Source organism: Acinetobacter sp. 1566109, assembly GCF_000582255.1.
Taxonomy (GTDB): Bacteria; Pseudomonadota; Gammaproteobacteria; order Pseudomonadales; family Moraxellaceae; genus Acinetobacter; species Acinetobacter nosocomialis.
This window is the reverse complement of record NZ_JEYB01000016.1, coordinates 1-25214: the sequence shown is the minus strand read 5'-3', so window position 1 is coordinate 25214 and position 25214 is coordinate 1. Positions and strand designations below refer to the sequence as shown.

25 protein-coding genes are annotated in these 25214 nt (G+C 39.8%); 12 read left to right on the top strand and 13 right to left on the bottom strand.

The features are described 5' to 3' along the window. Nucleotides 1-31 precede the first annotated feature (31 nt). The 3 genes from hutU to hutC all read right to left on the bottom strand — a co-directional run bounded on the left by hutU (nucleotide 32) and on the right by hutC (nucleotide 3285). Nucleotides 32-1708, bottom strand: a complete 1677-nt coding sequence (gene hutU, locus J582_RS13040) for a urocanate hydratase (protein WP_006582422.1) — start codon at nucleotides 1706-1708, stop codon at nucleotides 32-34. 252 nt (nucleotides 1709-1960) lie between these two features. After that, nucleotides 1961-2536, bottom strand: coding sequence for a HutD family protein (locus tag J582_RS13035; protein ID WP_031982757.1), 576 nt, complete (start codon nucleotides 2534-2536; stop codon nucleotides 1961-1963). Next, complete coding sequence (gene hutC / locus J582_RS13030; RefSeq protein ID WP_002132315.1) at nucleotides 2533-3285, bottom strand: histidine utilization repressor; 753 nt, start codon at nucleotides 3283-3285, stop codon at nucleotides 2533-2535. Before hutC ends, J582_RS13035 begins: the two co-directional genes overlap by 4 nt. 354 nt (nucleotides 3286-3639) lie before the next feature. Between hutC and J582_RS13025 the strand changes: the two genes are divergently transcribed. Beyond that, entirely contained in the window at nucleotides 3640-4752 is a 1113-nt protein-coding gene (locus J582_RS13025) for an acyltransferase family protein (RefSeq protein WP_031982756.1), read from the top strand. 34 nt (nucleotides 4753-4786) lie between these two features. Here the strand turns inward: J582_RS13025 and zigA are convergent, their stop codons facing one another. The 3 genes from zigA to J582_RS13010 all read right to left on the bottom strand — a co-directional run bounded on the left by zigA (nucleotide 4787) and on the right by J582_RS13010 (nucleotide 8430). Next, nucleotides 4787-6052, bottom strand: coding sequence for a zinc metallochaperone GTPase ZigA (gene zigA / locus J582_RS13020; protein ID WP_081404911.1), 1266 nt, complete (start codon nucleotides 6050-6052; stop codon nucleotides 4787-4789). A 148-nt stretch (nucleotides 6053-6200) separates the two neighbouring features. Further along, complete coding sequence (locus tag J582_RS13015; protein WP_031982753.1) at nucleotides 6201-6881, bottom strand: YcbK family protein; 681 nt, start codon at nucleotides 6879-6881, stop codon at nucleotides 6201-6203. Between the two features lie 160 nt (nucleotides 6882-7041). Then, nucleotides 7042-8430 carry an amino acid permease gene (locus J582_RS13010; RefSeq protein WP_031982752.1) on the bottom strand — a complete coding sequence of 463 codons (1389 nt, stop codon included), beginning with the start codon at nucleotides 8428-8430 and terminating at the stop codon, nucleotides 7042-7044. Nucleotides 8431-8787: 357 nt separating this feature from the next. Between J582_RS13010 and fahA the strand changes: the two genes are divergently transcribed. The 4 genes from fahA to J582_RS12990 all read left to right on the top strand — a co-directional run bounded on the left by fahA (nucleotide 8788) and on the right by J582_RS12990 (nucleotide 12357). After that, nucleotides 8788-10095, top strand: coding sequence for a fumarylacetoacetase (gene fahA / locus J582_RS13005; protein ID WP_031982751.1), 1308 nt, complete (start codon nucleotides 8788-8790; stop codon nucleotides 10093-10095). Next, the gene (maiA, locus tag J582_RS13000; RefSeq protein WP_002053862.1) at nucleotides 10082-10714 is read left to right on the top strand and encodes a maleylacetoacetate isomerase; all 633 of its coding nucleotides are present in this window, start codon (nucleotides 10082-10084) and stop codon (nucleotides 10712-10714) included. The genes fahA and maiA overlap by 14 nt, the downstream gene beginning before the upstream one ends. A 16-nt stretch (nucleotides 10715-10730) precedes the next feature. After that, entirely contained in the window at nucleotides 10731-11279 is a 549-nt protein-coding gene (locus J582_RS12995) for a VOC family protein (RefSeq protein ID WP_004711359.1), read from the top strand. Between the two features lie 298 nt (nucleotides 11280-11577). Continuing rightward, nucleotides 11578-12357: an IclR family transcriptional regulator gene (locus tag J582_RS12990; protein ID WP_002053886.1), complete on the top strand. Its 780-nt coding sequence runs from the start codon at nucleotides 11578-11580 to the stop codon at nucleotides 12355-12357. 66 nt (nucleotides 12358-12423) lie between these two features. Here the strand turns inward: J582_RS12990 and hppD are convergent, their stop codons facing one another. Then, nucleotides 12424-13479, bottom strand: coding sequence for a 4-hydroxyphenylpyruvate dioxygenase (hppD, locus tag J582_RS12985; RefSeq protein ID WP_002053927.1), 1056 nt, complete (start codon nucleotides 13477-13479; stop codon nucleotides 12424-12426). Between the two features lie 521 nt (nucleotides 13480-14000). On the opposite strand from hppD, the gene J582_RS12980 reads away from it, so the two are divergent. Then, nucleotides 14001-14471 (top strand): DUF523 domain-containing protein, encoded by a 471-nt coding sequence (locus tag J582_RS12980; RefSeq protein ID WP_000924621.1) that lies wholly within the window; start codon nucleotides 14001-14003, stop codon nucleotides 14469-14471. A 20-nt stretch (nucleotides 14472-14491) separates the two neighbouring features. Here J582_RS12980 and J582_RS12975 read toward each other — a convergent pair whose 3' ends face one another. The 3 genes from J582_RS12975 to pncA all read right to left on the bottom strand — a co-directional run bounded on the left by J582_RS12975 (nucleotide 14492) and on the right by pncA (nucleotide 17647). After that, nucleotides 14492-15835, bottom strand: coding sequence for an MATE family efflux transporter (locus J582_RS12975; RefSeq protein ID WP_031982750.1), 1344 nt, complete (start codon nucleotides 15833-15835; stop codon nucleotides 14492-14494). Between the two features lie 180 nt (nucleotides 15836-16015). Then, complete coding sequence (locus J582_RS12970) at nucleotides 16016-16948, bottom strand: bile acid:sodium symporter family protein (RefSeq protein WP_031982748.1); 933 nt, start codon at nucleotides 16946-16948, stop codon at nucleotides 16016-16018. Between the two features lie 54 nt (nucleotides 16949-17002). Beyond that, nucleotides 17003-17647 carry a bifunctional nicotinamidase/pyrazinamidase gene (pncA, locus tag J582_RS12965; protein WP_017393104.1) on the bottom strand — a complete coding sequence of 215 codons (645 nt, stop codon included), beginning with the start codon at nucleotides 17645-17647 and terminating at the stop codon, nucleotides 17003-17005. A 329-nt stretch (nucleotides 17648-17976) separates the two neighbouring features. Between pncA and dapA the strand changes: the two genes are divergently transcribed. From dapA to J582_RS12940, 5 genes are all read left to right on the top strand, one after another. After that, nucleotides 17977-18870: a 4-hydroxy-tetrahydrodipicolinate synthase gene (gene dapA / locus J582_RS12960; RefSeq protein WP_002054045.1), complete on the top strand. Its 894-nt coding sequence runs from the start codon at nucleotides 17977-17979 to the stop codon at nucleotides 18868-18870. Nucleotides 18871-18885: 15 nt separating this feature from the next. Beyond that, on the top strand, nucleotides 18886-19485 hold the full coding sequence (locus tag J582_RS12955) for a hypothetical protein (RefSeq protein ID WP_002053789.1): 600 nt from the start codon (nucleotides 18886-18888) through the stop codon (nucleotides 19483-19485). Between the two features lie 36 nt (nucleotides 19486-19521). Continuing rightward, nucleotides 19522-20241, top strand: a complete 720-nt coding sequence (purC, locus tag J582_RS12950; protein WP_000917863.1) for a phosphoribosylaminoimidazolesuccinocarboxamide synthase — start codon at nucleotides 19522-19524, stop codon at nucleotides 20239-20241. Between the two features lie 193 nt (nucleotides 20242-20434). Then, the gene (locus tag J582_RS12945; RefSeq protein ID WP_002053827.1) at nucleotides 20435-20638 is read left to right on the top strand and encodes a hypothetical protein; all 204 of its coding nucleotides are present in this window, start codon (nucleotides 20435-20437) and stop codon (nucleotides 20636-20638) included. 298 nt (nucleotides 20639-20936) lie between these two features. Beyond that, nucleotides 20937-21773, top strand: coding sequence for a formate/nitrite transporter family protein (locus tag J582_RS12940; protein ID WP_004711340.1), 837 nt, complete (start codon nucleotides 20937-20939; stop codon nucleotides 21771-21773). 17 nt (nucleotides 21774-21790) lie between these two features. Here J582_RS12940 and J582_RS12935 read toward each other — a convergent pair whose 3' ends face one another. From J582_RS12935 to J582_RS12925, 3 genes are all read right to left on the bottom strand, one after another. Further along, nucleotides 21791-23056, bottom strand: a complete 1266-nt coding sequence (locus tag J582_RS12935; protein ID WP_009504337.1) for a replication-associated recombination protein A — start codon at nucleotides 23054-23056, stop codon at nucleotides 21791-21793. A gap of 105 nt (nucleotides 23057-23161) precedes the next feature. Continuing rightward, the gene (locus J582_RS12930; RefSeq protein ID WP_032048040.1) at nucleotides 23162-24334 is read right to left on the bottom strand and encodes a PQQ-dependent sugar dehydrogenase; all 1173 of its coding nucleotides are present in this window, start codon (nucleotides 24332-24334) and stop codon (nucleotides 23162-23164) included. 109 nt (nucleotides 24335-24443) lie between these two features. Further along, the gene (locus J582_RS12925) at nucleotides 24444-24902 is read right to left on the bottom strand and encodes a YcgN family cysteine cluster protein (RefSeq protein ID WP_006581539.1); all 459 of its coding nucleotides are present in this window, start codon (nucleotides 24900-24902) and stop codon (nucleotides 24444-24446) included. Nucleotides 24903-25095: 193 nt separating this feature from the next. Here J582_RS12925 and J582_RS12920 point away from each other — a divergent pair. Continuing rightward, a partial coding sequence (locus J582_RS12920; protein WP_032048039.1) for a DUF1328 domain-containing protein occupies nucleotides 25096-25214 on the top strand: 119 nt, incomplete at its 3' end.

The following is a 25214-nucleotide window of genomic DNA, read 5'->3' as shown; positions in this document are numbered from 1 at the left end:
CAAAAAGCACCGCTAGTTCTTCCATGTATTTTTATTGCGTGATCATTGGCAAGTGTAAGCCTTGCTCTTTGGCACAGTTAATCGCAATTTCATAACCTGCATCGGCATGACGCATAACACCTGTTGCAGGGTCATTAGTCAGTACGCGAGCAATACGTGCAGCAGCTTCATCTGTACCATCACACACAATCACAACGCCTGAGTGTTGAGAGAAGCCCATACCTACACCACCACCGTGATGTAAAGACACCCAAGTTGCGCCGCCTGCTGTATTGAGCAACGCGTTTAATAAAGGCCAGTCTGATACTGCGTCTGAACCGTCTTGCATTGCTTCAGTTTCACGGTTAGGACTTGCAACCGAACCTGAGTCCAAGTGGTCACGACCAATCACAACTGGTGCAGACAATTCACCGCTACGAACCATTTCGTTAAATGCCAAACCAAGTTTTGCACGTAAGCCCAAACCTACCCAGCAAATACGCGCTGGTAAGCCTTGGAAGCTAATGCGTTCACGAGCCATGTCTAACCAGTGATGTAAATGTTCATCATCAGGAATTAACTCTTTAACTTTGGCATCTGTTTTATAAATGTCTTCTGGGTCACCAGAAAGTGCTGCCCAACGGAATGGACCAATACCACGGCAGAACAATGGACGGATGTACGCAGGTACGAAGCCTGGGAAATCAAAAGCGTTTGCTACACCTTCATCTTTCGCCATTTGACGGATGTTATTGCCATAGTCAAATGTTGGAACACCCATTTTCTGGAAATCAAGCATCGCTTGTACGTGCTTCGCCATCGACTGTTTTGCAGCTTTTACCACAGCTTCTGGTTCAGTTTTCGCACGTGCACGATATTCGTCCCAAGTCCAACCTACTGGTAAGTAGCCATTAAGTGGATCGTGTGCACTTGTTTGGTCTGTCACCATGTCTGGACGCACACCACGACGAACAAGCTCAGGTAAAATTTCAGCAGCATTACCATGAAGCGCAATGGAAATTGCTTTACCTTCTTTTGTATAGCGGTCAATACGCGCTAAAGCGTCGTCTAAATCAGTTGCTTGTTCGTCTACATAACGGGTACGTAAACGGAAATCGATACTTGCTTGTTGGCATTCAATGTTTAAAGAACACGCACCTGCAAGTGTTGCAGCTAGAGGCTGAGCACCACCCATACCACCTAAACCAGCAGTAAGAACCCAACGACCTTTTAAGTCACCGTTGTAGTGTTGGCGGCCTGCCTCAACGAAAGTTTCATAAGTACCCTGCACAATGCCTTGGCTACCAATGTAGATCCATGAACCTGCTGTCATTTGACCATACATTGCCAAAGCTTTAGCGTCTAATTCGTTAAAGTGTTCCCAGTTTGCCCAGTGCGGTACAAGGTTTGAGTTTGCAATTAAAACGCGTGGTGCATCTTTATGAGTTTTAAACACACCAACTGGTTTGCCTGATTGAACCAATAAAGTTTCGTCAGTTTCAAGATTTTTTAGCGTATCTACAATTTTGTCGAAACATTCCCAGTTTCGTGCTGCACGACCAATACCACCGTATACAACTAACTCTTTCGGGTTTTCTGCAACGTCCGGATCAAGGTTATTCATCAACATACGTAATGGGGCTTCAGTTAACCAACTCTTAGCCGTTAATTCAGTGCCGCGTGGTGCACGAATTTCTACATCACGAAATTTTGTTGTCGTTGTTGTCACAGTCGGACTCCTTCCTTTGAGCTTACATCAGCAGAACATCACTTGTTTCTGCATTTGTATAGTAATGTATTAACTTGTATATACATCCATATACTACACAAATATTTTTCGGCGTGAAGAGGGTGACTCATATTTTTTTAGAAAAATTGAATAAGCTTATGAATTAAATTAATTTATTTTTATATCTGGCATAAAAAAAAGCACATATCTTCTAACAAGACATGTGCTTTTTAAGTCGTAAATGATGTCTTTTTAACGTTGAATTAACTCAATGACATAGCAGCTTTTAAGTTGTTTTTTAGGAAAGTTGATCGATGTCACGCCAGATTTTTTCTCAATTTTTAGTGTCTCATGAGCAGCAATCTGAACGGAATGATCATCCACATTTACTTGTGTTTCACTACCCTGATTAAAAATGAAAATCAGATCTGCCGAACTTATAAATACCTGCTCCGCTGCATCATTCAACCACTGAAAACGAGCATGAAACTTTGCAGGATCATAAATTAAATTTAAATCTCGAATTGCCCCATTTACAAGTTCACTTTGAACCTGACTCTCACCATGAAAAGCAAAAATATCGCCTTGGTTTAGCGTTTTGGCAGGAAGCTCATCGACATGCAATACCATGCCCTGCCCATCGAGTACGCTAATAATGCGCTGCTTGTTGGGAAATAACGAAAATGGTCCGGAAGTGGTCACATCTGCCATCGAAATGCGCCAATCGAAATCGGCTTCACCTTGGCTTCTGGCAATTTCTAAAGTGAAACCCGCACCGTTTTTCCAAAGCATTTTTGTATATTGATCGGCCCTGATCAATTCAATCATGGATTAAATTTCCCTTCGAGATAATAACGACTACCCGGATAAATCAGACGTGCACTTGAAATGAGCTGTTTGTTTGACCATGTACGGCGACGAATGAGTAAACACGGTTCAGCTTTAGTAATCTTCAACCATTTACACTCTTGAGCAGATGCTAAAACCGCCTCAACAATGTGTTCACCTTCCGTCACTGGCGCTTTCGCCATGAGATAAGCATTTGGGGTAATGGTTTTAAAATCTTGTTCTAAATAATCTGGAATCAGCGCTGCATCGACTAAACGATCTTCGACCTGAACAGGTACATCATTTTCATAATGCACAATAATCGAGTGAAATAATCTTTGCCCTTCGCGAGTTTGCATTAACACGCTTTGCTCTGCATTTGCATAAATTTGTTCTAAGACTAAAACTTCAGCATGGTGCTTATGGTTTCGTGCAATAATCTCATCGGCGATATTATTAATTTGAAAAAGTGCAGTTCGGCCTTGCCCTTCAGCAACGAAAGAACCAACGCCCTGAATTCGAACGAGCAAACCCTCAGTCGTTAGCTCACGTAGCGCACGGTTTACCGTCATACGGCTACAGCCAAGTTGATTAACCAGTTCACTTTCCGAAGGAATTTTTTTATTTACAGCCCAAGTACCTTCATAAATCTTTTGTGAAATCAGCTGTTTTACGCGTTGATATAAAGGAACTGGACTATCAGCTTCAATCGAAAGCTCAGTATGTTCTTGTTTTGATGTTCTGGGCATAACTAATTACTCAAAAAAGGCAGCAGGCAAAAAGGTATTTTAGTTGACATGCTATGTATATACAACCACATACAACATGTTAATTTATGAATTAAATATATTTTAATAAGTCTAAAAAACAAACATAGTTCGGTAAAAGCTAATTTAAAGTTTTATGTAGAAAAATTCAAATATATAAATGCTTTATAAATATTTATTTAATAATTATTTCTGCTATGCCTTAGCTCAATTCAAAGAAGCAAAAATGTAGTCTTTTTTAGTTTACGAAATGATGCGTAAAATTTTTATTTAAAATAACTGATCAATAGTATTCTGCTGCCACACAGTATATTAATAAAGCTGGAAGCATATCGAATGCGTAATTATAAAATAGATATTCTTCGAGGAATGTCTATCCTTTTGGTTCTTTTACATCATTTTAATATTCCCTATAAACTCAAAGATACATGGTTAGGTTTTGATTTTTTAGGTGAAGCATTTAGCACAGTCATCGCAAGAAATGGAAACTATGGTGTCACCATGTTTTTTGTGATTTCGGGTTTTTTAATTACCCACCACACTTTAAAAAGAGATAAACAATTTTCTGCAATTAACCTCAAGCATTTTTATATCCGACGGGCAGCGCGTATTTTGCCGTGTTTGGTATTACTCATTTTAGGGGTAAGCATACTTGGTTCATTTGACTTAAAACCCTTTATGAACCAAGCTCCGAATGGTATTGAGGTCTCTTATCCTTTAACCATATTTGCAGCTTTAACCTTCTGGATGAATATCCTGATTATTAAATTCGGTTGGGTAAACTACGCCTTGGGCGTGTTGTGGTCACTCTCTGTGGAAGAGGTTTTCTATTTTGTTTTCCCATTATTGTGCTTGCTTACGCGTAGTAATAAGGTCTTTATTGCTGTATTGATTGGGGTAATTGTTTACGGGCCTTATTTTAGGTCCCTGCATTTTGGAGAAGAAAGCGGTGCCTATTTATATCACTATTTTTCGAGCTTTGATGGCATAGCAGTTGGTTGTTTAACTGCCATTTTTTCTCATAAATATCAGCCAAATTGGCCCTATAAAAAACTTCTTTCATGGCTAATCATTTTAAGTATGACCGCTCTATATTTATATGCTCCAATTAAAGAAGTCAGCACATGGGGTATTAGCTTATTTGCTTTTGCCACAGGCTTACTGATTTTGTGTTTTCAGCATCCTTCCGAAACACAGGCGCATAACCTATTGACCAAGGTGATGGTCTGGTTGGGGCAACGAAGTTACGAAACTTATTTGTTTCATCTGGTAGTACTAGGTCTTATGAAAGTTGCTTTTGTTCCGGCTCAAACCGACGCTAGCATCAAAATTATGCTTTTAATTGGCTATCTAGTTCTAACTTTTGTTATTAGCGCTGCGATTGAAAAATATTATTCCACCCCGCTTAACAGCTACATTCGAAAGGTTTTTATTAAAGATAAATCTTAAAAAAATAAGCCCCTTGAAAATAGGGGCTTTTTTATTAAGCAATCAACATCGTTTCATCATCTTGCTTAAAAGGATTAGACCAGCTCTGCCAAACTTGCGGGCCTAAAGCCATTTCTTCATCGCTTAACAAGCAGCTATCCAAGCGTTGTATTAAAGCTTGCTCATCCATTTGCATACCAATTAAAACCAGCTCCTGACGCGCATCACCTGTGCGGGCATCCCAGTTTTTCTTAATTTCTTCAATACTGGCTAGGTCACTCGGCCAGTCTTCTTCTGCAACGGCTGCCCACCAATAACCAGCTAAACCGTGTCGAGCCATTGCTCCCGCTTGTGACCATGAATAAGCCAATGTCGGTTCGGCAGCCAACCAGAAAAAGCCTTTGGAACGCACAACTCCCGGCCATTCAGCCTGTACCAAATCATAAAAACGTTCTGGATGGAAAGGTCGGCGGGCACGATAAACAAAGCTACTAATGCCATACTCTTCAGTTTCAGGTGTATGCTCGCCGCGTAACTCTTTTAACCAACCCGGTGCTTGCGCGGCTTCATCAAAGTCAAATAACTGTGTATTTAAAATTTTATCTAAGGCAATCTTTCCAAATTGAGCAATCTCAATTCGAGCACGCGGGTTTAGAGTTTTTAAAATGGCGATAAGCTGGTCTTGCTGCGCCTGATCAATCAAGTCAATTTTGTTCAGCACAATCACATCACAAAACTCGATCTGATCGATAAGCAAGTCAACTACAGTTCGCTCATCTTGCTCGCCTAATGACTCACCACGTTGTTGCAGTGAGTCGACTGAGCTGTAATCTTTCAGAAAGTTAAAAGCATCGACTACCGTAACCATGGTGTCGAGTCGAGCGAATTCATTGAGAGAGTTTCCATCTTCATCTTCAAAGGTAAAGGTTTCTGCAACAGGCAGTGGTTCTGAAATACCCGTCGACTCAATTACCAATTGATCAAAGCGCCCGTCATCGGCTAAGCGTCTCACCTCAACCAATAAATCTTCTCGTAATGTACAGCAAATACAGCCATTACTCATTTCAACCAGTTTTTCATCCGTTCTTGAAAGCTCTGCCCCACCTTCACGTACTAATGCCGCATCAATATTTACCTCAGACATATCATTAACAATCACGGCAATACGGCGGCCTTCGCGATTATTTAAAATATGATTGAGTAATGTGGTCTTTCCTGCACCCAAAAAGCCCGATAAAACAGTGACTGGAAGCTTGGCAAATGAGTTGGCGATTGCAGTGTGCATGGCTTGATCTCTTCGAATAATATTTAAACTGATCATGGCTGGCCATTTAAATATGGCCAGATCACAGGCGTAATCTATTTCTAAACCACAGTAATGTTATGTTATAACATAACTATTGATCAAGTTCTTATTCCAGTTTTATTTAAGCCAATTCACTTAGTCTTTGAAAAAATTGCTTTTATAGTTACTGACAAATTGAGGTTCTATAGTGATGGTCAGGTCCCCATGAACGGAATCCTTGACTATCAATATGGATTTGTCCCGAAGCATAAACACCCAGCCCCATGTTAAGTGCTTGCCCTTTGGTTTCCCAGAACTGACAAAGCTTGGTTTTGGTTTGTTGAATATTAAACTGGTCTAAGTCGCTAGGCTGTTCTGGCCCAATTCGAAAATCAAGCGCTGCATTAAAGACATGTCGAGAAGCATCAGCCCCACCCGCACAGCGGTTTAAAGATAAAGCTCGATAAGCCGATGTCACTTCAAAATCGTTAATCACACCATCATCAACTAAGGCTTTTAAAATGCTAAGCGTCGGAACAATATTGGACCAAACCTCTCTCGGCGGCACCGCATAAGGCTCGACACCACATTTTTGCCAGTCTCGTGCTGAACGTAATAACTCATAATCTGGGACTAAATTGGCAAGCCCTTTTTGCTTAAGAAATTGCTTATAAGCTTGTACAGACTGCGCGTGATCTGCGGTTGCGATCCAAGCAGTATAATCTTTGGGTTGTTGTTTTATTCTTACCACTGTTTTAGATGGCTGAGGCAAAGAGTAAGGATGCTTAGAAACGGTTGGCTTAGGTGTTTGAGTCGTACACGCGGTAAGAGAAAGTAAGATTAAACCTAAATAGGAATATTTCATAAATATGTTGTTCCTCCCTGAACATCGGGAAGCCTTAGTTATTCATTCAACAAATGTTATAATATAACAATTATAAAGTCCTTTAATTTCTGTTGTAAATTTTAAAAATAAAAAAAGGACGTATGCGATACGTCCCTTTTCGTTCCTAATTAAGGTCTAATTACACATCTGCTTCTAAAGCATGTACAGGCTGCTCAGCTTTTAACTTACGGCGTTTAAACTGATAAGCCACCATCAAACACAAAATCCATCCCGGAATCATCATAACCGCCACACGCATATCTGGTGTTAAAGACATGACAACTAAAATTCCAAGCATGAATACGATGCAAAGATAGTTGCTAAATGGATACATAAAGCTTGGGAATTTAGTGGTTTGACCTTGGCGCGTCATGAATTTACGGAATTTTAAATGTGTCCATGAAATTACGACCCAGTTAATCACAATCGCTGCTACAACAAGCATCATGAGTAAGCCAAACGCTTTTTCAGGGAAAATGTAATTTAACAATACACATAAAATAGTGACTGCCGCAGAAAGGATCACTGCATTGGTTGGAATACCGCGTTTATTAATACGAGCAAATACTTTTGGAGCATTTCCTTGCTGAGCAAGGCCGAGCAACATACGGCTACTGCAATAACTTGTGCCGTTATAGACCGAAACCGCAGCAGTCAAAATCACGAAGTTGAGTAAAGTTGCAACACCTTGGCTGTCTAAAGAAGCAAACACCATTACAAAAGGGCTGCCACCTTGTGCCATTTGATTCCAAGGAAATAATGAGAATAAAACAAGAAGCGTCGCAATATAGAAAATCAAAATACGATAGATAATCTGGTTTACCGCTTTAGGTAAAGTTTTATCTGGGTCTCGTGCTTCTGCCGCAGTAATACCAAAAAGCTCGATCCCACCAAAAGCAAAAATAATGACCGCCATTGCCATGACCAAACCTTTAATGCCAAATGGGAAGAAACCACCCAATGCCCAAAGGTTTGAAATGCTGGCCTGTGGCCCTGCTGTACCGGTTGCAAGTAAATACGAACCGAAACCGATCATAGCTAAAATAGCTAAGATTTTGACAATGGAAAACCAAAATTCCATTTCGCCAAAAAACTTAACATGCAGCAAATTAATGCCATTAATGAGAATAAAGAACGTTAGAGCGGATGCCCACGTTGGGATTTGCGGCCACCAATATTGGATATAAAGACCAATTGCACTTAACTCTGCCATACATACCAGTACGTTGAGTACCCAGTAGTTCCATCCTGACATGAAGCCTGCAAAAGGTCCCCAATATTTATAAGCAAAATGACTAAAAGAACCACTTACTGGCTCTTCGACCACCATTTCACCGAGCTGGCGCATCATTAAAAAAGCAATAAATCCGGCAATCGCATAACCCAAGATTACCGATGGACCTGCCAATTTAATCGATTGTGATATACCAAGAAACAGCCCTGTACCAATCGCTCCACCCAATGCAATCAGCTGGATGTGACGATTACTCAAACCGTGTTTCAGGTTTCCTTGCTCTTGTGTTGACATATGATTATTCTCATCCTTGTCACGTAATTTTTTTCCAATAAATTACGTATATCATAAATTGATCAGATTTTCATAGGGATTGATGAAAAAATAATTGCGTTACTTTTCTCACAACCGCGCATGAAAACAGAAAATGCAAGAAATAACAATTATTATGCAATGTGTAATCAAATTATGTATTGCGTAATTTAATGAATTCAGTATTATAAGAACCATGAAGTAATTGGTTGTTCTCGGTCTCTATCAAACTCATAAGTAAAAAATGACCTCAATAAAGGTTAAAACTTACTGAGTAGCTCAGTCCCTAGACCGAACTTTTATTTGTATAAGACGCGAGATGAAGACAAGGAAGCGAAAATGGAACAAAAACTAAACTCTTTTATTGAAGTTTTACCTCAATCTGATTTCACTATTCATAATTTGCCTTATGGTATTTTTAGTAGAACAGCCGAAGGCGAGCGTCAGGTCGGTGTAGCTATCGGTGATTGGGTGATTGATCTCGCTGCTCTTGAAAAGCATGGTCTTTTAAAACTTTCAGATCAAGACACATACTTTAATCAATCTACACTCAATAAATTTATTGAATCTGGCAAAGCCAACTGGTCTAAAGTTCGTAAAACGCTACAGTCTCTTCTTTCAGTTGAAAACTCAACGCTTCAAGAAAATGAAGCATTACGTCAGGAAGTTTTAGTTAAGCAAGACAGCGTGACTTTACATTTGCCTGTCCAAGTTCCTGGCTATACCGATTTTTATTCTTCTAAAGAACATGCAACTAATGTGGGCTGTATGTTCCGTGACCCTAAAAATGCTTTGCTTCCAAACTGGAGCGAGTTGCCTGTTGGTTATAACGGCCGTGCTAGCTCTGTTGTGGTCAGCGGAACTCACGTCGTACGCCCTTCTGGTCAGATTAAGCTTCCAAATGAAGAACGTCCGGTTTTCTCAGCAACTCGCAAACTCGATTTTGAACTTGAGACTGCATTTATTGTGGGCAAACCAACCCAATTAGGCCAGCCAATCGCAATTGAAGATGCATGGGATCATATTTTTGGCATGGTTTTGCTAAACGACTGGTCAGCACGCGATATCCAGCAATGGGAATATGTTCCACTTGGACCTTTCAACGCTAAAACATTTGCAAGCTCGATTTCACCTTGGGTGGTTACACTTGAAGCACTTGAGCCATTTAAAGTTGAAGGACCAAAACAAGAACCGAAGCCTCTCGCTTACTTACAAGAAAATATAGCGAATAGTTACGACATTAATTTGAGTGTTGAAATTCAAAGCCCAAATTCAGCACAAACTGATGTGATCTGTAAAACCAATTTCAAATATATGTATTGGTCTATGGCTCAGCAGCTGACTCACCACACGATTGCTGGTTGTAACGTTCAGGTCGGCGATTTAATGGGTTCAGGTACTATTTCAGGTTCTACACCTGACTCTTATGGTAGCTTGCTTGAGCTGACGTGGAACACCACCAAACCGTTAACACTTGCGAATGGTGAAACTCGTGGTTTCTTACAAGATGGGGATACGCTCATTATGAAAGGACACTGTGAGAAAAATGGTATTCGCGTTGGCTTTGGTGAAGTTCGAAATACGGTACTTCCTGCATTAAATTTCGATTTTGCAGAAACTTCGGAGCCAGACTATGAAGCTGTATAGTTACTTTCGTAGCTCTGCAGCTTACAGAGTACGGATTGGCCTCAACCTTAAAAATCTCGCTTATGAAACTGCACCAGTTCATTTGGTTAAAAATGAGCAGCAAAGTGAAGACTATTTAAAGTTAAATCGCAGTGCCTTAGTGCCAACTTTAATAGACGGCGATTTAACTTTGTCACAGTCATTAAGTATTTTGGAATATCTAGATGAACAATATCCGGAAACCAAATTACTCCCAAATGATGTGAAAGAGAGAGCCAAAATCCGTGCTTTTGCACAGGCAATTGCCTGTGATATTCATCCGTTAAATAACTTACGTGTGCTGAAATATTTAAAAAATGACTTAAATGTTTCGGACGAACAAAAAAATTATTGGTATCAGCACTGGATTCTTGAAGGTTTTCAAACGCTCGAACAGCAACTTCAAGATTCAAATGGACAGTTTTGCTTTGGGCACGAAGCAACGATTGCCGATTGCTGCCTCATTCCACAGGTCTATAACGCGAAACGCTTCAAGATAGATTTATCTGCGTTTCCAAAAATTGAATCAATTTATCAACATTGTTTGTCTATCCCAGCCTTCTATAACGCGGCGCCAGAACAACAACCAGATTGGGAATAGTAAAAGGAGTTTCAACATGACATTTGCCATTAAAAAAATACATCACGTTGCATATCGCTGTAAGGATGCGAAAGAAACTGTTGAGTGGTATAAAAAAATGCTCAACATGGACTTTATCTTAGCTTTTGCTGAAGACCATGTACCTTCAACGAAAGCTTTCGACCCTTATATGCATTTATTCCTAGATGCTGGTCAGGGCAACGTTTTGGCATTTTTTGAATTACCAACCCAACCAGAAATGGGCCGAGATGAAAACACGCCTCAATGGGTACAACATATTGCCTTTGAAGTTGAAGATTTAAATGCCCTTTTAGCTGCCAAAAAACATTTGGAAGACAACGGCGTTAAAGTGCTAGGTATTACCAACCATGGTATCTTCCATTCAATTTATTTCTTTGACCCAAATGGCCATCGTTTAGAACTGACTTATAACGATGTACATGCTGAAGAGAAAATTGCAAAAATTACTGAAGAAATGAAAACTGAAATGTTAGATGAATGGAGCAAAACCAAACGTGCGCCACACCATACTCATTTCTTGCATGAAGAAGAATTAGGCGCATAATTCTTTCAAAGCAATCGTTTTAAAAGTCGGCATTGGTGGGAATAGTTTGAATGAACTGTTCTATATCAATGCCGATTTATATTGTTTAAATCTACTAAACTTCTATCAATTCACGCTATAAATGAAAGATGAAGGTGTTTGTAAGAATTGTTGATTATTAAACATGTGAATTTCGCTAATAGAAAAAGGTGATTTCTATTTTTCTATAGGCTCAGGCATGATGTAAATCGCATCAATTCCAATTTATGTTTATACGTAACTGCTTAACTGCTGAAGTAAATCGATTAAGGGTATTTAAATGATTGAAGAAAAAATATCTGGGGGGGTTCAATCACTTGAAGTTGGCTTATCCGTACTAAATGCCCTTTTAGAGCACAATCAACCGATTATTCTCAAAGACTTATCGAGTAAGCTTGAGATGCATCCTGCCAAAGTACACCGTTATTTGGTGAGCTTAATTCGCATGGATTACGCCAAACAGCTTGAAGACGGTCAATATGCTCTAGGCGATCAGGCATGGCGTTTAGGCTTAAACTGCATTCAGCACAGTGACACTTTACAGTTGGTACAACATCTAATTTACGACCTACAAAGCAAAATTGGCTGTGGCATTCAAATTAGTAAGTGGTCGCCAAAAGGCCCTGTGGTGGTTCAATCTATTGAATCTAATCACCCTATTTCGATTGTGACCAAAGTCGGTTCAATTATGCCTTTAGTCAATTCTGCTGCAGGACGTTTATTTGCTTCTTACCTTCCGGAGCATTTTATTCGTCCATTGCTAGAAGCTGAATGGCAAAAACATCAAGAACTTGGGCTAAACATTGCACCACATAATTGGGAAGAGTTTTTAGAACTTAAAGAGAAGATTCGCCAGCAACAAATGTCTGCAGCTAAAGGTGATTTACTTACGGGTATTAACGCTGTAGGTCTGCCAGTATTTAACTCAAACCAAGGGATTGAGTTTTGTATTGTGGCGCTTGATAGCGAAATGTTTTTACCCGTTGACCCACAAAGTAAAATTATTGAAACACTTAAAAATGAGATTAATTCAATTAATCAATATATTAAAAGCCGCTAAATCAATAGCTATAAAAAAACCAAGAGCATTGCTCTTGGTTTTTTTAGATTAGAGACAAAGCAAAACTTATTTTGCTTCGAGAACACCACGGCGAATTTGGTCACGTTCAATCGATTCAAACAATGCCTTGAAGTTACCTTCACCAAAACCGTCGTCATCTTTACGTTGAATAAATTCGAAGAAAACTGGCCCAATCATATTTTGAGAGAAGATTTGCAATAAAAGCTTCTTCTGACCATCTTTAGTATTACCATCAAGCAAAATACCGCGCTGTTTTAATTCATCAGTCGGTTCGCCATGCTCAGGTAAGCGATCTTCCAACATTTCATAATACGTGTTTGGCGGTGGAGTCATAAATTGCAGACCCAAGCCTTTTAACTTATCCCAAGTCGAAATTAAGTCATCACAAATAAATGCAATATGCTGAATACCTTCGCCATTAAAATCAGCTAAGAATTCTGCAATTTGGCCGTTACCTTTGTCTGAATCTTCATTTAAAGGAATACGGATCATGCCATCTGGAGCAGTTAATGCTTTAGATGTTAAACCTGTATATTCACCTTTAATGTCGAAGTAACGAATTTCTTGGAAGTTAAAAATCTTCTCGTAGAAGTTCGCCCAGTACTCCATACGGCCTTTGTAGACGTTATGAGTTAAGTGGTCAATTTCTTTTAAGCCCGCACCTTCAGGATTACGCTGGGTATCATCAAAGAAAATAAAGTCATTTTCATAAATGTCGCGGTCAACTAAGAAGATTGGCATGCCACCAATACCTTTAATTGCCGGAATGTTAAGCTCCATTGGCCCAACATTCGAATACATTGGTTCTGCACCAAGTTCAACAGCCTTTTTAAAAGCTTTTGCCGCATCACGAGTTTTGAATCCCATTGCGCAAGCAGATGGACCATGCTCATTAAAAAAGAATGAAGCATAAGATTCTGGCTGATAATTCAGGATAATATTGATATTTCCTTGACGCCATAAGTACGCTTTTTTCGATTTATGCTTGGCTACTTTTGAAAAGCCGATTGTTTCAAAAATTGGATCTAATTCATTTTCTTTTGAAACAAACTCAATAAATGCAAAACCGCATAGTTCTAATGGGTTCTCTAAAATATCCATCTAGTTTCCCTCTGGTAATTACCTGATCCGTTTACTTCTCATGCTGATCTGGTCAGCTCCTTTCTCTATAGAATACGCATTTGCTGGGAGAGTGTTTGAACCGTCAAATGCCTTAGCCCAACGCATCCTATGAGAAAAAAACCAATAACTAAAACGAAGATTGAGTGAGCGCAAAGCCGATGATTAATTTCCCTTCTATATGGTGTTTATTTTCCATATACACTGTCCTTTCTTATCTAAAAGTACGATTGAGATTTTTCAATAAACCTTTAAAAATCGTCTTTTCCTAAAGTCATTCCTAGATTTATGGAGGCCAACATCCTTGTTGGTCCTCCAATGGCCATTTACCTTAAAACAGATGCTACTAAAAACAATTAAATTATGCAATACATAATTTAATTATGAATTGTGTAATTTATTAATCAAATTACGCCATTTGTTTGTACTTGTTTTAGATTTCATATTTTATAAATCATTGGGTACACTCACATGGCTTTTAAAGTTCTAATGACGGAAAACCCATGCTTTTAATCAGTGCCTGTTTAATTGGGGAGCCTGTACGCTACGATGGGCGCTCTTGCTTGCACACTACGCTTCAGCAGTTATTTTTAAATAAAAAAGCCCATGCACTTTGCCCAGAGTTATTAGGTGGATTTAGCACCCCTCGTCTACCCGCAGAAATTGTGGGAGGAACAGGTCAAGATGTACTTGATGGCAAGGCAAAAATCGCGGATTCATCTGGTTTAGATGTAACCGAGCTATATTTAAAAGGCGCCTACCGTACTTTAGAAATTGCACGGCAAATACAAGCAACTTGCGTGGTTTTAAAAGAAAATAGTCCGTCTTGCGGTAGCCAAAAAATTTATAACGGTACTTTTCAAGGTGAGAGAATTACAGGTGTGGGGATTACCACAGCACTGTTACAGCGCCATGGCTTTAAAGTAATTTCTGAAAATGAGATTGAAGAATGGTTAGCAACACATCCTCTTTAAGGTTGTGTTGATTTACCTAATCAAAAACCTCTTAATTGCTTTCTAAAACGGAAACAGAAAGCACTCAATACACAAGCTACTAAATAGCTTATGACTGCCATACTCCAAAAACCATAAATTCCCATTGCAGAAATCGAGTGACTCCCCCAGTGCAGCCCTTTATAAGCCATCCACCAACCACCACCCAATCCGAAAAATAGCACCACGACTAAAAAAATCAGCATGGGTAAAATCGACACATCCCAACAACGCAGCAAAGAGGTTAGTAAAGACATTAAGCCATCTAGAAAATGAGACATGCAGACAATCAACAGCAGTGATGCTGCCAAAATCTGTACAGCCAAATCATCTGAATAGAACGTGACAATCAAGTCCCGTTCCAACCATAAACACAGGGACAGACTGCCACTCACTGCCATAATTACCCATATACTTTGTCTGGCAATTTTGTTTGCTTCGTCCATGTTCCCGCTGCCCATAGACCTCGACACCAAAATGCTATAAGCCGAGGCAATTGAGGAAGGAAAAATAAACATGAAGCCGCCCGTGCTTGCGACAATTTGATGGGCTGCAGACACCACACTCCCGAAAGGCAAAATTAAAATAGCAACCGAACAAAATGCAACAACATCCATCAACGCCATGATCGCGGTAGGTATCCCTATTTTTAGAATCATACGCAGACTTTGCCGGTTATCTTCAACTGACCGCTCTGGATGTTCAATAAAGATGTATCCTTTCTCCAAGAAAAACAGGTAATAAATAGCCAACATAAACCACCGAACAATAATAGTGGCTAATAAAGCTCCTATCGCACCGAGTGGCGGAATTGAAAATGAAGCAACACCATAAATTAAAAGATAAGACAAAATAATTTTAAGAATGAAGAAAAGACTATCTGATAATAAAACCTTGTGCGCATTTTCAGTGACCTGAGACAAAGCTGTAAATAAACGCATCAGTAAATGCGCAGGTAAAATAAATACCAAAGCCCAAATACAGTTTTTAGTAATTGAAACGACATGTTCAGATGCACCAAATAATTTTGGTAAATCACGGAATACGTAAAGCAGGCCAATACTGATCAATGCCGAACATAACATTAGCCAAATGCCTTGAATAAAAATCTGACGTATACGCGATAAATCATGGCAACCATATGCTTCTGAAAGCTTGAGTATCACACCTTGCAGAATCCCCATCCCAATGACATAAATCACTGTATATAAAGATAAGGTTACCGATAATGCGGCGACATGGTCATTGCTAAAATGCCCTACATACGCAATATCAACCAATCCACTTAAAACTACAATTAAATTGCTAGAAAGCATGGGTATAAATAATTTAAAAATCTGGTTCATCAAAAAAAGCCTTATTTTTTTCTTTGCGATTTATATTGATATTCACGTTATTTTTAGTGCATCAATTCAAAGCAAAAGACATACCAGTTCTAAATTCAGCTCTCCCTAAAATATTCTTTAAATAAAAAGGCCAAACTATTCGTTTGGCCTTTTTTTAATGTGTGTTGTATACAGTTATTCCTATTTGTGTTTACTTGCCCAATAAGTTGCAAGCGCCGGGCCCGAAATATTATGCCAAAGACTGAAAATAGCACTCGGTACTGCTGTAATCGGAGAAGCCGCAAAATGCACTGCTGCAAGCGCCACACCTAAGCCTGAGTTTTGCATTCCTACTTCTACCGCAATTGCTTTACTGTCTGCATAAGGCAATTTGAAGAAACGCGCTGCGGTAAAACCTAATAAATAACCCAACCCATTATGTAATATCACTACCGCCAAAATGAGCAAACCCGATTGAAAAATAGCTGCTTTACTGCCACCAATAATGGCTGCCACAATCGCAACAATTGCAATCACTGAAACTAATGGCATGACTTGAATATAGGATTCAACCTGACGTTTAAGCCAAGTTCGTAAAATCAGCCCAATCACAATCGGAAGTAGTACAACCTGCAAAATCGAAATAAACATCGAAGCCGCGTCAATCTTTAACCATTGACTGGCAAGTAGATAGAAAATCGCAGGAGTTAGCACAGGAGCCAAGAGTGTTGATACCGATGTACAGGCGACCGATAAAGCCACATTGCCTTTAGCCATATAGGTAATTACGTTTGAAGCTGTTCCGCCTGGGCAACAACCTACCAAAATAACGCCGACTGCAATTTCAGGCGGTAAATTAAATAATTTACATAGAACATATGCTAAACCAGGCATCACCACAAACTGGGCAACCACCCCAATTAAGACGGCTTTAGGGCTTTGCAATACCCCTTTAAAGTCATCAACGGTCATGGTCATTCCCATACCGAGCATAATAATCCCTAAGATCCATGGGATGTACGCTTTAAGCCAGACAAAAAACTCAGGTTGCCATAGCGCTAGAGCCGCAAAAACGATGACCCATAAAGCAAACGTTTTCTGAACAAATTGAGTAAAACGTAATAATGCAGACATGCTGTTCATCCATATCAAATCGCAATTAAAGCCCAAACAACATGAGCACTCTCTCTAACATTCACTCAACAAATCAGTCGATTGAATACGGACAACACCCTGTTGCTGCATCGCTTGCCATGCCTGTTCTAAAGAGCCGTTCAGATTAATACCCTTACAAGCATCTTCAATCACTAAAGTTTTAAAGCCGAGTTGAATGGCATCTAAAGCAGTCCATGCGACACAAAAGTCTGTAGCTATACCGACCACATAAACCGTATCAATGCCGCGCTCTTTTAAGTAACCCGTTAAACCCGTCATGGTGGTGTGGTCTGCTTCCACAAAAGCCGAGTAACTATCAATATGCGCATGAAAACCTTTTCGGATAATCAGTTGAGCTGACGGGATATTTAAATCTGGATGAAACTCGGCATCATGCGTGCCTTGTACACAATGCTTAGGCCAAAGCACTTGCGGTCCATAGTCAAGTTCAATGGTTTCAAATGGCTGCTTACCCGAGTGGTTAGCTGCAAAAGAAATATGATTATCTGGATGCCAGTCTTGTGTAAGAATTACATTTTCAAAACAACCCGCCAATTGGTTAATAGTTGGAATAATTGTATCGGCGTCGGCAACTGCTAGGTTACCACCTGGCGTAAAACCATTTTGTACATCAACTACGACTAAAGCCGCATTTTGTGGTTGTTTATTCATTTTCATGCCATCTTAAGTCCCATTCGGGAGAAATATGCATTTTATCTTGCCATAAAAAAGACTGTGTTAAGTAGAAACTGGAAGAATTGCACCATATTGTCATCTTTACTGTCTTTTACTTGAAATGATCAAATTGGCATTCTATGTTTCACTCAAGTTTACATAGGGTTTATCAGTTAAGCATATTGTTCTTATGCGTCTGATCAGTCATAATTTGCATAATTGTCATTCAACAATCTGTTATTGTTAGAACTGGACAATCAAAATACTGCAACCATCCCACATTTTGTTTTTCTTACCTCAGATTCGGATGGATAAATAGGATATTTTTTAAAATGACTCAGCAAGCACAGACCATTCAAGGCTCAATCGTCGCAATTGTCACTCCCATGTTGAAAGATGGCGGTGTAGATTGGAAGGGTCTTGAGAAGCTGGTTGAGTGGCACATAGAACAAGGTACAAACAGTATTGTAGCCGTCGGTACAACCGGCGAAGCCTCAACATTGAGCATGGAAGAGCACACACAGGTTATTAAAGAAATTATTCGTGTAGCCAATAAACGTATTCCAATTATTGCCGGTACTGGTGCAAACTCAACCCGTGAAGCAATCGAATTAACTAAAGCTGCTAAAGACCTCGGTGCTGATGCAGCTTTACTTGTAACGCCATACTATAACAAACCAACCCAAGAAGGCCTTTACCAGCACTACAAGGCAGTTGCTGAAGCTGTTGAATTACCTCTTATTCTCTATAACGTACCTGGTCGTACAGGCGTAGACTTGTCAAATGATACAGCAGTACGTTTAGCAGAGATTCCTAACATTGTGGGTATTAAAGACGCTACAGGTGACGTACCTCGTGGTAAAGCCTTAATTGAAGCTTTAAACGGCAAAATGGCTGTTTACTCAGGTGACGATGAAACTGCATGGGAACTTATGCTTCTTGGCGCAGACGGTAATATCTCGGTTACTGCAAATATTGCACCTAAGGCAATGAGTGAAGTATGCGCGGTTGCAATTGCTAAAGATGAGCCACAAGCGAAGACGCTTAACAATAAGATTGCAAATTTACACAATATTCTATTTTGCGAATCAAACCCAATTCCTGTGAAATGGGCACTACATGAGATGGGACTGATTGATACTGGTATTCGTTTACCACTCACTCCTCTCGCTGAGCAATATCGCGAACCTCTCCGCAATGCCCTAAAAGATGCGGGAATTATTTAATAAGAGCAATTTATGATGCAATTACGTCTTGGTTTAGTCCTTGCAGTTTCAGCCTTAAGTTTAGCTGGCTGTGGTCGCTTCGCACTCAATAATCACTCTTTAGATTATAAAAAAGCAAAGCAACTCGCCCCGCTTGAGTACCCTGCCGATGCAACTGTACGACCAGCGACTCCTTTGTATCCTGCACCAACAGTAGACCAGCTCGCTATCGATCATGCGCCGAAGTTTGAAAACAAACGTGGCAACCGTTTTGCATTGCCACGTCCTGAACAAACCCAAGCTGATACAGCAGATACATCTGCTCAATCAGGTAGCGCGCTTAGTCGCCCTCAACTTGTAACGGATGGTAATAAGAATCCACTGTTAAAAATTGATGGAAGTACTGCGGAGATTTGGCAATACACCAAAGCAACCTTAAGCACGTTAAATTACAATGTTATCGCTCAAGGCAGTAATCAAGCGACGATCAAAGTAAATGACAAAACTTATGTGCTTAAACTGACTGGTGTTGGCTCTAGTCATAGCCTTGCTCTCTTTAATCCAGACAACACTTTTGCAAGCCCTGATGTTGCTGCGGAAGTGTTAAACCAGATTTACCAAAATTGGCCAGCCTAGTCGTTTACTAGGCATTTTTTTTTAAAAGGTTCCCTCATGTTAAAACAAACCTTGCTCTATACTGGTAAAGCAAAATCTGTATATGAAACAGACAATGCCGACCATCTGATTTTAGTCTTTCGTGATGATGCCTCTGCGTTCAATGGCGAAAAAATCGAACAACTAGATCGTAAAGGCAAGGTGAACAACCGTTTTAACGCCTTCATCATGGAAAAGCTTGCTGAAGCGGGTATCGAAACGCATTTTGAAAAATTGCTTTCTCCAACTGAAGTTCTTGTTAAAAAACTTCAAATGATTCCTGTTGAATGTGTAATCCGTAACTACGCAGCTGGTTCTTTATGCCGTCGTTTAGGTGTAGAAGAAGGTAAAGAGCTTACTCCTCCTACATTTGAATTGTTCTACAAAGATGATGGCCTAGGCGATCCAATGGTTAACGAATCTCAAGCGATTGCTTTAGGTTGGGCGACTGCTGAACAGTTAGAACAAATGAAAGTGTTAACTTATAAAGTAAATGATGTATTAAAAGCATTATTTGCTGAAGGCAACATGATTTTGGTGGACTTCAAACTTGAATTTGGTGTTTTCCATGACCGTATCGTACTTGGTGATGAATTCTCTCCAGACGGTTGCCGTTTATGGGATAAAGACACTAAGAAGAAACTCGACAAAGACCGTTTCCGTCAAGGTTTAGGCGGTGTTGTTGAAGCTTATGAAGAAGTTGCTGCTCGTTTAGGCGTAGATTTATCTGACATCTAATTCGTCAGCTTCATTAAAAAAACCGGGCATTTCAGCTCGGTTTTTTTATTTCCAGCACCCAAGAATTTAAGGAAAGTAGACAGATTTGTATATTTAATTAAATTATGACTTGCACAATCTAAAAACAAAGCACTAAAATCTAAAAAAACATTAATTGCATCACAATAATTAAATTTAAAGTATGGTGAATCCAATGAAACTATTTAAGCCTGAAAAGAAATTAATGAATCACTCGATACATTTTGGTGAAAACCCATTAGTGATTTTATCTAATTTTAGCGACTCTGCTTTGAAACAAGGTTGGAGCCAAGCTGAAGTAGAAACCGTTATTTCTGAAGCTTCTCAAGGTGACTATATGAAGCTTATACGTACATTGAGAACATATACATTACTTTAATTCTCTGCGTTGCTGTAAGCGCTCAATCTCAAACCTAACTAGTTTATAGAGATCGCTCGCCTTTCATTCAGGCGGTAAATAGTCTTGCCATACGATACTCTTAATCTCTTTTTATACTTAATGGTCTTATCTGGTTAATTACGTTCATCCGTATATTATTTTGCTTACTGCCGTACTCTTCAATTTATAAAAAGACACATAAAGCTGGTAGGAATAAACTGGATTTATCCCGAATGCTGCCTTAACAATGAATAAAAATAATAAGTAAAAAATATTTATTCAGTGAGGAGCAAATCTGATGGATCATGAAATAGAGGAAAAAAAGGTCGAGCAAACCTTAAGCTGGCGTGAAAAAATGGCAGTAGAAGAACACGAGAAACTGTCACCCCGTTTAGTCTATGAAATTATCCGCCGTGATGGTGCGGAAGAACTGGATCGCCCAACAGCTGCACTGATCTTTTCAGGAATTGCTGCTGGTTTGGTCATTAGCTTCTCATTTGTATTTAAAGCGATTATTGCTTCTTATATCCCAACTGATGCCATCTGGACCGATTTAATCACCAATTTTGGTTATACCATTGGGTTCCTGATTGCTATTTTGGGCCACATGCAACTTTTTACCGAAAATACCATTACTACAGTTGTGCCCTTATTTAAGCCTTTTAGTTTGGACAAATTACGAGCTGTGGGGCGTTTATGGGGAATTGTGATTCTATGCAATATCATTGGAACAGCTTTGGCGAGTTTATTTTTCCTGACCACAGACCTGTTTACTCCAGACATTGATAAAGCACTAGATGAGCTGGCGCATCATGTTGCATCTTTTTCTGCAATCCAGAACCTGCTTAAAGGGGTTATGTCGGGACTTTTAATTGCCGCATTGGTGTGGATGCTGCCTTCAGTCAGCAATAAATTCCTAGTCATCTTTTTCATGACTTATCTAATAGGGCTAGGCGACTTTACCCACGTTGTGGTTGGTTCTACCGAAATGTCCTATCTGGTCTGGCAAGGAGAGGCTTCTATTGGTGAATATCTGTTTAATTTCCTGATTCCAACTACCATTGGAAATATTATTGGTGGTACAGGTGTGTTTACCCTACTGATTTACGGTCAGGTCACTGAAGAATTGGAATAGCAAGAAGCAATAGAGAACTATTGCTCCTGTTGCCATCTGCGTTGCTGTAAGCGCTCGCCTTCAACCTCACGCTTGTTTCTTGCAGACTCGTAGAGTTTGGTTCCCTTCAACTCAGGTGGTAAGTAGTCTTGCAGCACAAAGTGCTCTGGGTAGTCATGAGGATAGAGATAATTAATTCCATAACCTTGCTGTTTCATCAGTTTGGTCGGTGCATTTCTCAAGTGTAAAGGCACTGGTAAATTTGCCGTTTTCTCAGCAAGTTCTAAGGCCTTATTAATCGCGAGGTAAGTACTATTACTTTTTGCGCTGGTTGCTAGGTAAACCGCAGTTTGACCCAAAATAATTCGCGCCTCAGGCATACCCACCGCCTGTACAGAACGGAAACATTCACCTGCAAGCAATAGTGCATTTGGATTCGAGTTCCCAATATCTTCTGAGGCAGCAATCAACATACGTCTTGCAATAAAAACCGGATCTTCCCCGCCTTTAAGCATCCGCGCCATCCAGTACAAAGCTGCATCTGGATCACTACCACGAATCGATTTAATAAAAGCAGAAACGAGGTCGTAATGCTGTTCACCCGATTTGTCATAACGCGCAATATTTTGCTGAGCGACTTTTACAACCACTGCATTGGTAATGGTATTTTCAACTTCTGGCTCAAATGTACTTGCAATTAAGTCTAGTAAATTAAGTGCTTTACGGGCATCACCTGCCGCAAACTGTAAAAGAGCATCGTACTCTTCAATGTGAATATAGCGATCTTTTAAGAATTTATCTGCTTGAAGTGCGTTGTTGAGTAAGGTCTGAATTGCTTCACTGTCTAAACTGTTTAAAGTATAAACCTGACAGCGCGATAAAAGCGCACTATTGACTTCAAAAGACGGGTTTTCAGTGGTCGCACCTATTAAGGTGATTTTACCTTTTTCTACGGCACCTAATAATGCATCTTGCTGTGATTTATTAAAGCGATGGATTTCGTCAATAAAAACTACAGGTGTTAGTAAATCACCACTTTCTGCAATCACTTCACGTAATTCTTTTACGCCCGTATTCAGCGCAGATAAGCTCACAAACGGACGATCTATTGCCTGAGCCAAAAGCAAAGCAATTGTCGTTTTACCGACGCCTGGAGGCCCCCAAAAAATAATAGAAGGCAAATGTCCCTGATCAATCATTTGACGTAAGGGTGCATGTTCACCTAACAAATGATCTTGCCCAATAATTTCAGACAAGTCTCTCGGGCGCAGGCGTTCAGGAAGTGGAATATGGGTGTCTGACATCTCAAATAGCTTTATCGTCTTTTCACTATAGTCTATTGTGTCTCACAGAAATCTACAATTTGAATCTATGAGACCCATCCTTTATTTACAGGCTAACTCAAGGCCTTAAGAGAGTTTCTTACTCAGCTTGAGTAAGCGAGCATTGGGGCCATCCTCAATTACCCAAATTGAACCGTCTTGTGCTTCATGTAACCCACGAATACGTTGCTTCATCTCTAGTCTTTGCACTTCTTTTACGGGCTTATGCTCTAAATCTACAACTATAATGGCTTGTGAAGACAACCCACCAATTAAGGCTTTATTTTGCCATGCCGGAAATTGTTGCCCGCGATAAATAATCAAGCTCGACGGGGAAATTACAGGAGTCCAGTCTATCTCGGGTGCTTTAAACTCTGGACGAGTGTTATGATCTGGAATAGGCTGACCTGAATAATGGTCGCCATTTGAAACAACCGGATAACCATAGTTTTCACCTTTGGTAATAATATTAAGCTCATCACCACCTTTAGGCCCCATCTCAACCACCCATAGCTGTCCTTGGCGGTCAAAGGCCATGCCTAAGGGATTACGGTGTCCAAGTGACCATATTTCAGCAGTAACACCGCCTTGCTTATAAAAAGGGTTACCTACAGCTGCTGAACCGTCATCATTTAAACGTAGAATTTTACCCAAATTACTTTTCATGTCTTGGGCAGGGTCAAACTTTTGGCGCTCACCTGAACTGACCCAAAGCTTACCATCTGCACCAAAAAGCATACGATGCCCATAATGGCCCTGTCCTGAAACTTTAGGTACTTGCTGCCAAATCTGTTTTATATGGTTAAGTTTTGGCTGATTAGGGTTAGATAAATCTAATTTTGCACGTGAAATCACCGCACCAGATCCACCCTGCCCTTTGGCCGCATAACTGAGATATATCCAGTGATTTTTGGCAAAATCTGGATGCAAAGCGACATCTCCTAAACCACCTTGGCCACCATAGTTCACCACTGGAACACCTTGAACATCTTGTACTTGTTTATTTTGGGGATTAAAAATTTTTAATTTACCTTGCCGTTCAGTGACTAATAAACGTTGGTCCGGCAAAGTGGTAATTGCCCAAGGCTCATTAAAATGTGCGACTGTCTCGACCTGATAAACTTGTTTGGCACCACTAGTTTGCTCTGTTTTTGCAGTTGTATTTTGTTCAGGACTTTTTGAATTAGTATTGTTAGACCCGCAGGCCATTAAAAAGAAAAAGCTACTACATAATAAGGGGGCTGCTAGTCGTTTCATCATTTTTATCTCCTTCTCTTTTATTTTTTATATAACGGAGATAGTTAAAAAATTTACGATTAAAATGTTACTTTATTATACGCTGTAATTAAAAATGCCCATCGGGAGCGTATTAACGCACCCAACGCACCACATAATCTTCTAGGTCATCTTCATGTACATCAGTTTCAGGAATACATCGTCCTGCAACCGACTTTTTCGCCTTAACTACGCTTTGTCTCGTACCCGTATTTAAATAGTGCCAAGAAGGTAAATTCTTGCCTTCATTCAACCGTTTATAGGCACAGCTCGATGGTAACCAGTGTATAGTTTTTAAACTTTCCGGCGTCAACTGTAAACAGTCAGGAACTTGCTGCTGACGATTTGAATAGTCTGAACAACGTCCGGTAGAGCAATCCAGCAATTTACACGCTACCTTGGTGTAAGCTACTTCATGTGTATCTTCATCTTCTAGCTTGACCAGACAACATAAACCACACCCATCACACAAAGCTTCCCACTCAGGCTGTGTAAGCTGCTCAAGCGTATAATTTTTCCAAAACAATGGACGAAGTGAGGTCTCGGTAGACATAGGTTTTAACAGCTATATACATAAAGCAAACTCAGATTATAGCATTGAAGTAATCTCTGCTTAAGGAAAGAAACCGTATTTTTAGCATCACAAAATGATTGTTTAATATACATTTCAACCACATAAACGACACATTCCGTGTAAAAAACACGCTATATAGTAAAAACACAATGAAAAATAAGGAGGACAGCATATGTTCCGTTGGGCAATAATTTTTGCAGTGATTGCACTCATTGCCAGTCTATTAGGGTTTGGTGGTGTTGCAGGGTTATCTAAAGACTTTGCCGTGATTTTATTAGTTGTGGCTGTAAT

Excerpts from the sequence above, each read along its gene's own strand:
- J582_RS13035 (WP_031982757.1), bottom strand. The coding sequence starts at position 2,536 with ATGATTGAATTGATCAGGGCCGATCAATATACAAAAATGCTTTGGAAA.
- hutC (WP_002132315.1), bottom strand. The coding sequence starts at position 3,285 with ATGCCCAGAACATCAAAACAAGAACATACTGAGCTTTCGATTGAAGCT.
- J582_RS13025 (WP_031982756.1), top strand. The coding sequence starts at position 3,640 with ATGCGTAATTATAAAATAGATATTCTTCGAGGAATGTCTATCCTTTTG.
- zigA (WP_081404911.1), bottom strand. The coding sequence starts at position 6,052 with ATGATCAGTTTAAATATTATTCGAAGAGATCAAGCCATGCACACTGCA.
- J582_RS13015 (WP_031982753.1), bottom strand. The coding sequence starts at position 6,881 with ATGAAATATTCCTATTTAGGTTTAATCTTACTTTCTCTTACCGCGTGT.
- J582_RS13010 (WP_031982752.1), bottom strand. The coding sequence starts at position 8,430 with ATGTCAACACAAGAGCAAGGAAACCTGAAACACGGTTTGAGTAATCGT.
- fahA (WP_031982751.1), top strand. The coding sequence starts at position 8,788 with ATGGAACAAAAACTAAACTCTTTTATTGAAGTTTTACCTCAATCTGAT.
- maiA (WP_002053862.1), top strand. The coding sequence starts at position 10,082 with ATGAAGCTGTATAGTTACTTTCGTAGCTCTGCAGCTTACAGAGTACGG.
- J582_RS12995 (WP_004711359.1), top strand. The coding sequence starts at position 10,731 with ATGACATTTGCCATTAAAAAAATACATCACGTTGCATATCGCTGTAAG.
- J582_RS12990 (WP_002053886.1), top strand. The coding sequence starts at position 11,578 with ATGATTGAAGAAAAAATATCTGGGGGGGTTCAATCACTTGAAGTTGGC.
- hppD (WP_002053927.1), bottom strand. The coding sequence starts at position 13,479 with ATGGATATTTTAGAGAACCCATTAGAACTATGCGGTTTTGCATTTATT.
- J582_RS12980 (WP_000924621.1), top strand. The coding sequence starts at position 14,001 with ATGCTTTTAATCAGTGCCTGTTTAATTGGGGAGCCTGTACGCTACGAT.
- J582_RS12975 (WP_031982750.1), bottom strand. The coding sequence starts at position 15,835 with ATGAACCAGATTTTTAAATTATTTATACCCATGCTTTCTAGCAATTTA.
- J582_RS12970 (WP_031982748.1), bottom strand. The coding sequence starts at position 16,948 with ATGTCTGCATTATTACGTTTTACTCAATTTGTTCAGAAAACGTTTGCT.
- pncA (WP_017393104.1), bottom strand. The coding sequence starts at position 17,647 with ATGAAAATGAATAAACAACCACAAAATGCGGCTTTAGTCGTAGTTGAT.
- dapA (WP_002054045.1), top strand. The coding sequence starts at position 17,977 with ATGACTCAGCAAGCACAGACCATTCAAGGCTCAATCGTCGCAATTGTC.
- J582_RS12955 (WP_002053789.1), top strand. The coding sequence starts at position 18,886 with ATGCAATTACGTCTTGGTTTAGTCCTTGCAGTTTCAGCCTTAAGTTTA.
- purC (WP_000917863.1), top strand. The coding sequence starts at position 19,522 with ATGTTAAAACAAACCTTGCTCTATACTGGTAAAGCAAAATCTGTATAT.
- J582_RS12945 (WP_002053827.1), top strand. The coding sequence starts at position 20,435 with ATGAAACTATTTAAGCCTGAAAAGAAATTAATGAATCACTCGATACAT.
- J582_RS12940 (WP_004711340.1), top strand. The coding sequence starts at position 20,937 with ATGGATCATGAAATAGAGGAAAAAAAGGTCGAGCAAACCTTAAGCTGG.
- J582_RS12935 (WP_009504337.1), bottom strand. The coding sequence starts at position 23,056 with ATGTCAGACACCCATATTCCACTTCCTGAACGCCTGCGCCCGAGAGAC.
- J582_RS12930 (WP_032048040.1), bottom strand. The coding sequence starts at position 24,334 with ATGATGAAACGACTAGCAGCCCCCTTATTATGTAGTAGCTTTTTCTTT.
- J582_RS12925 (WP_006581539.1), bottom strand. The coding sequence starts at position 24,902 with ATGTCTACCGAGACCTCACTTCGTCCATTGTTTTGGAAAAATTATACG.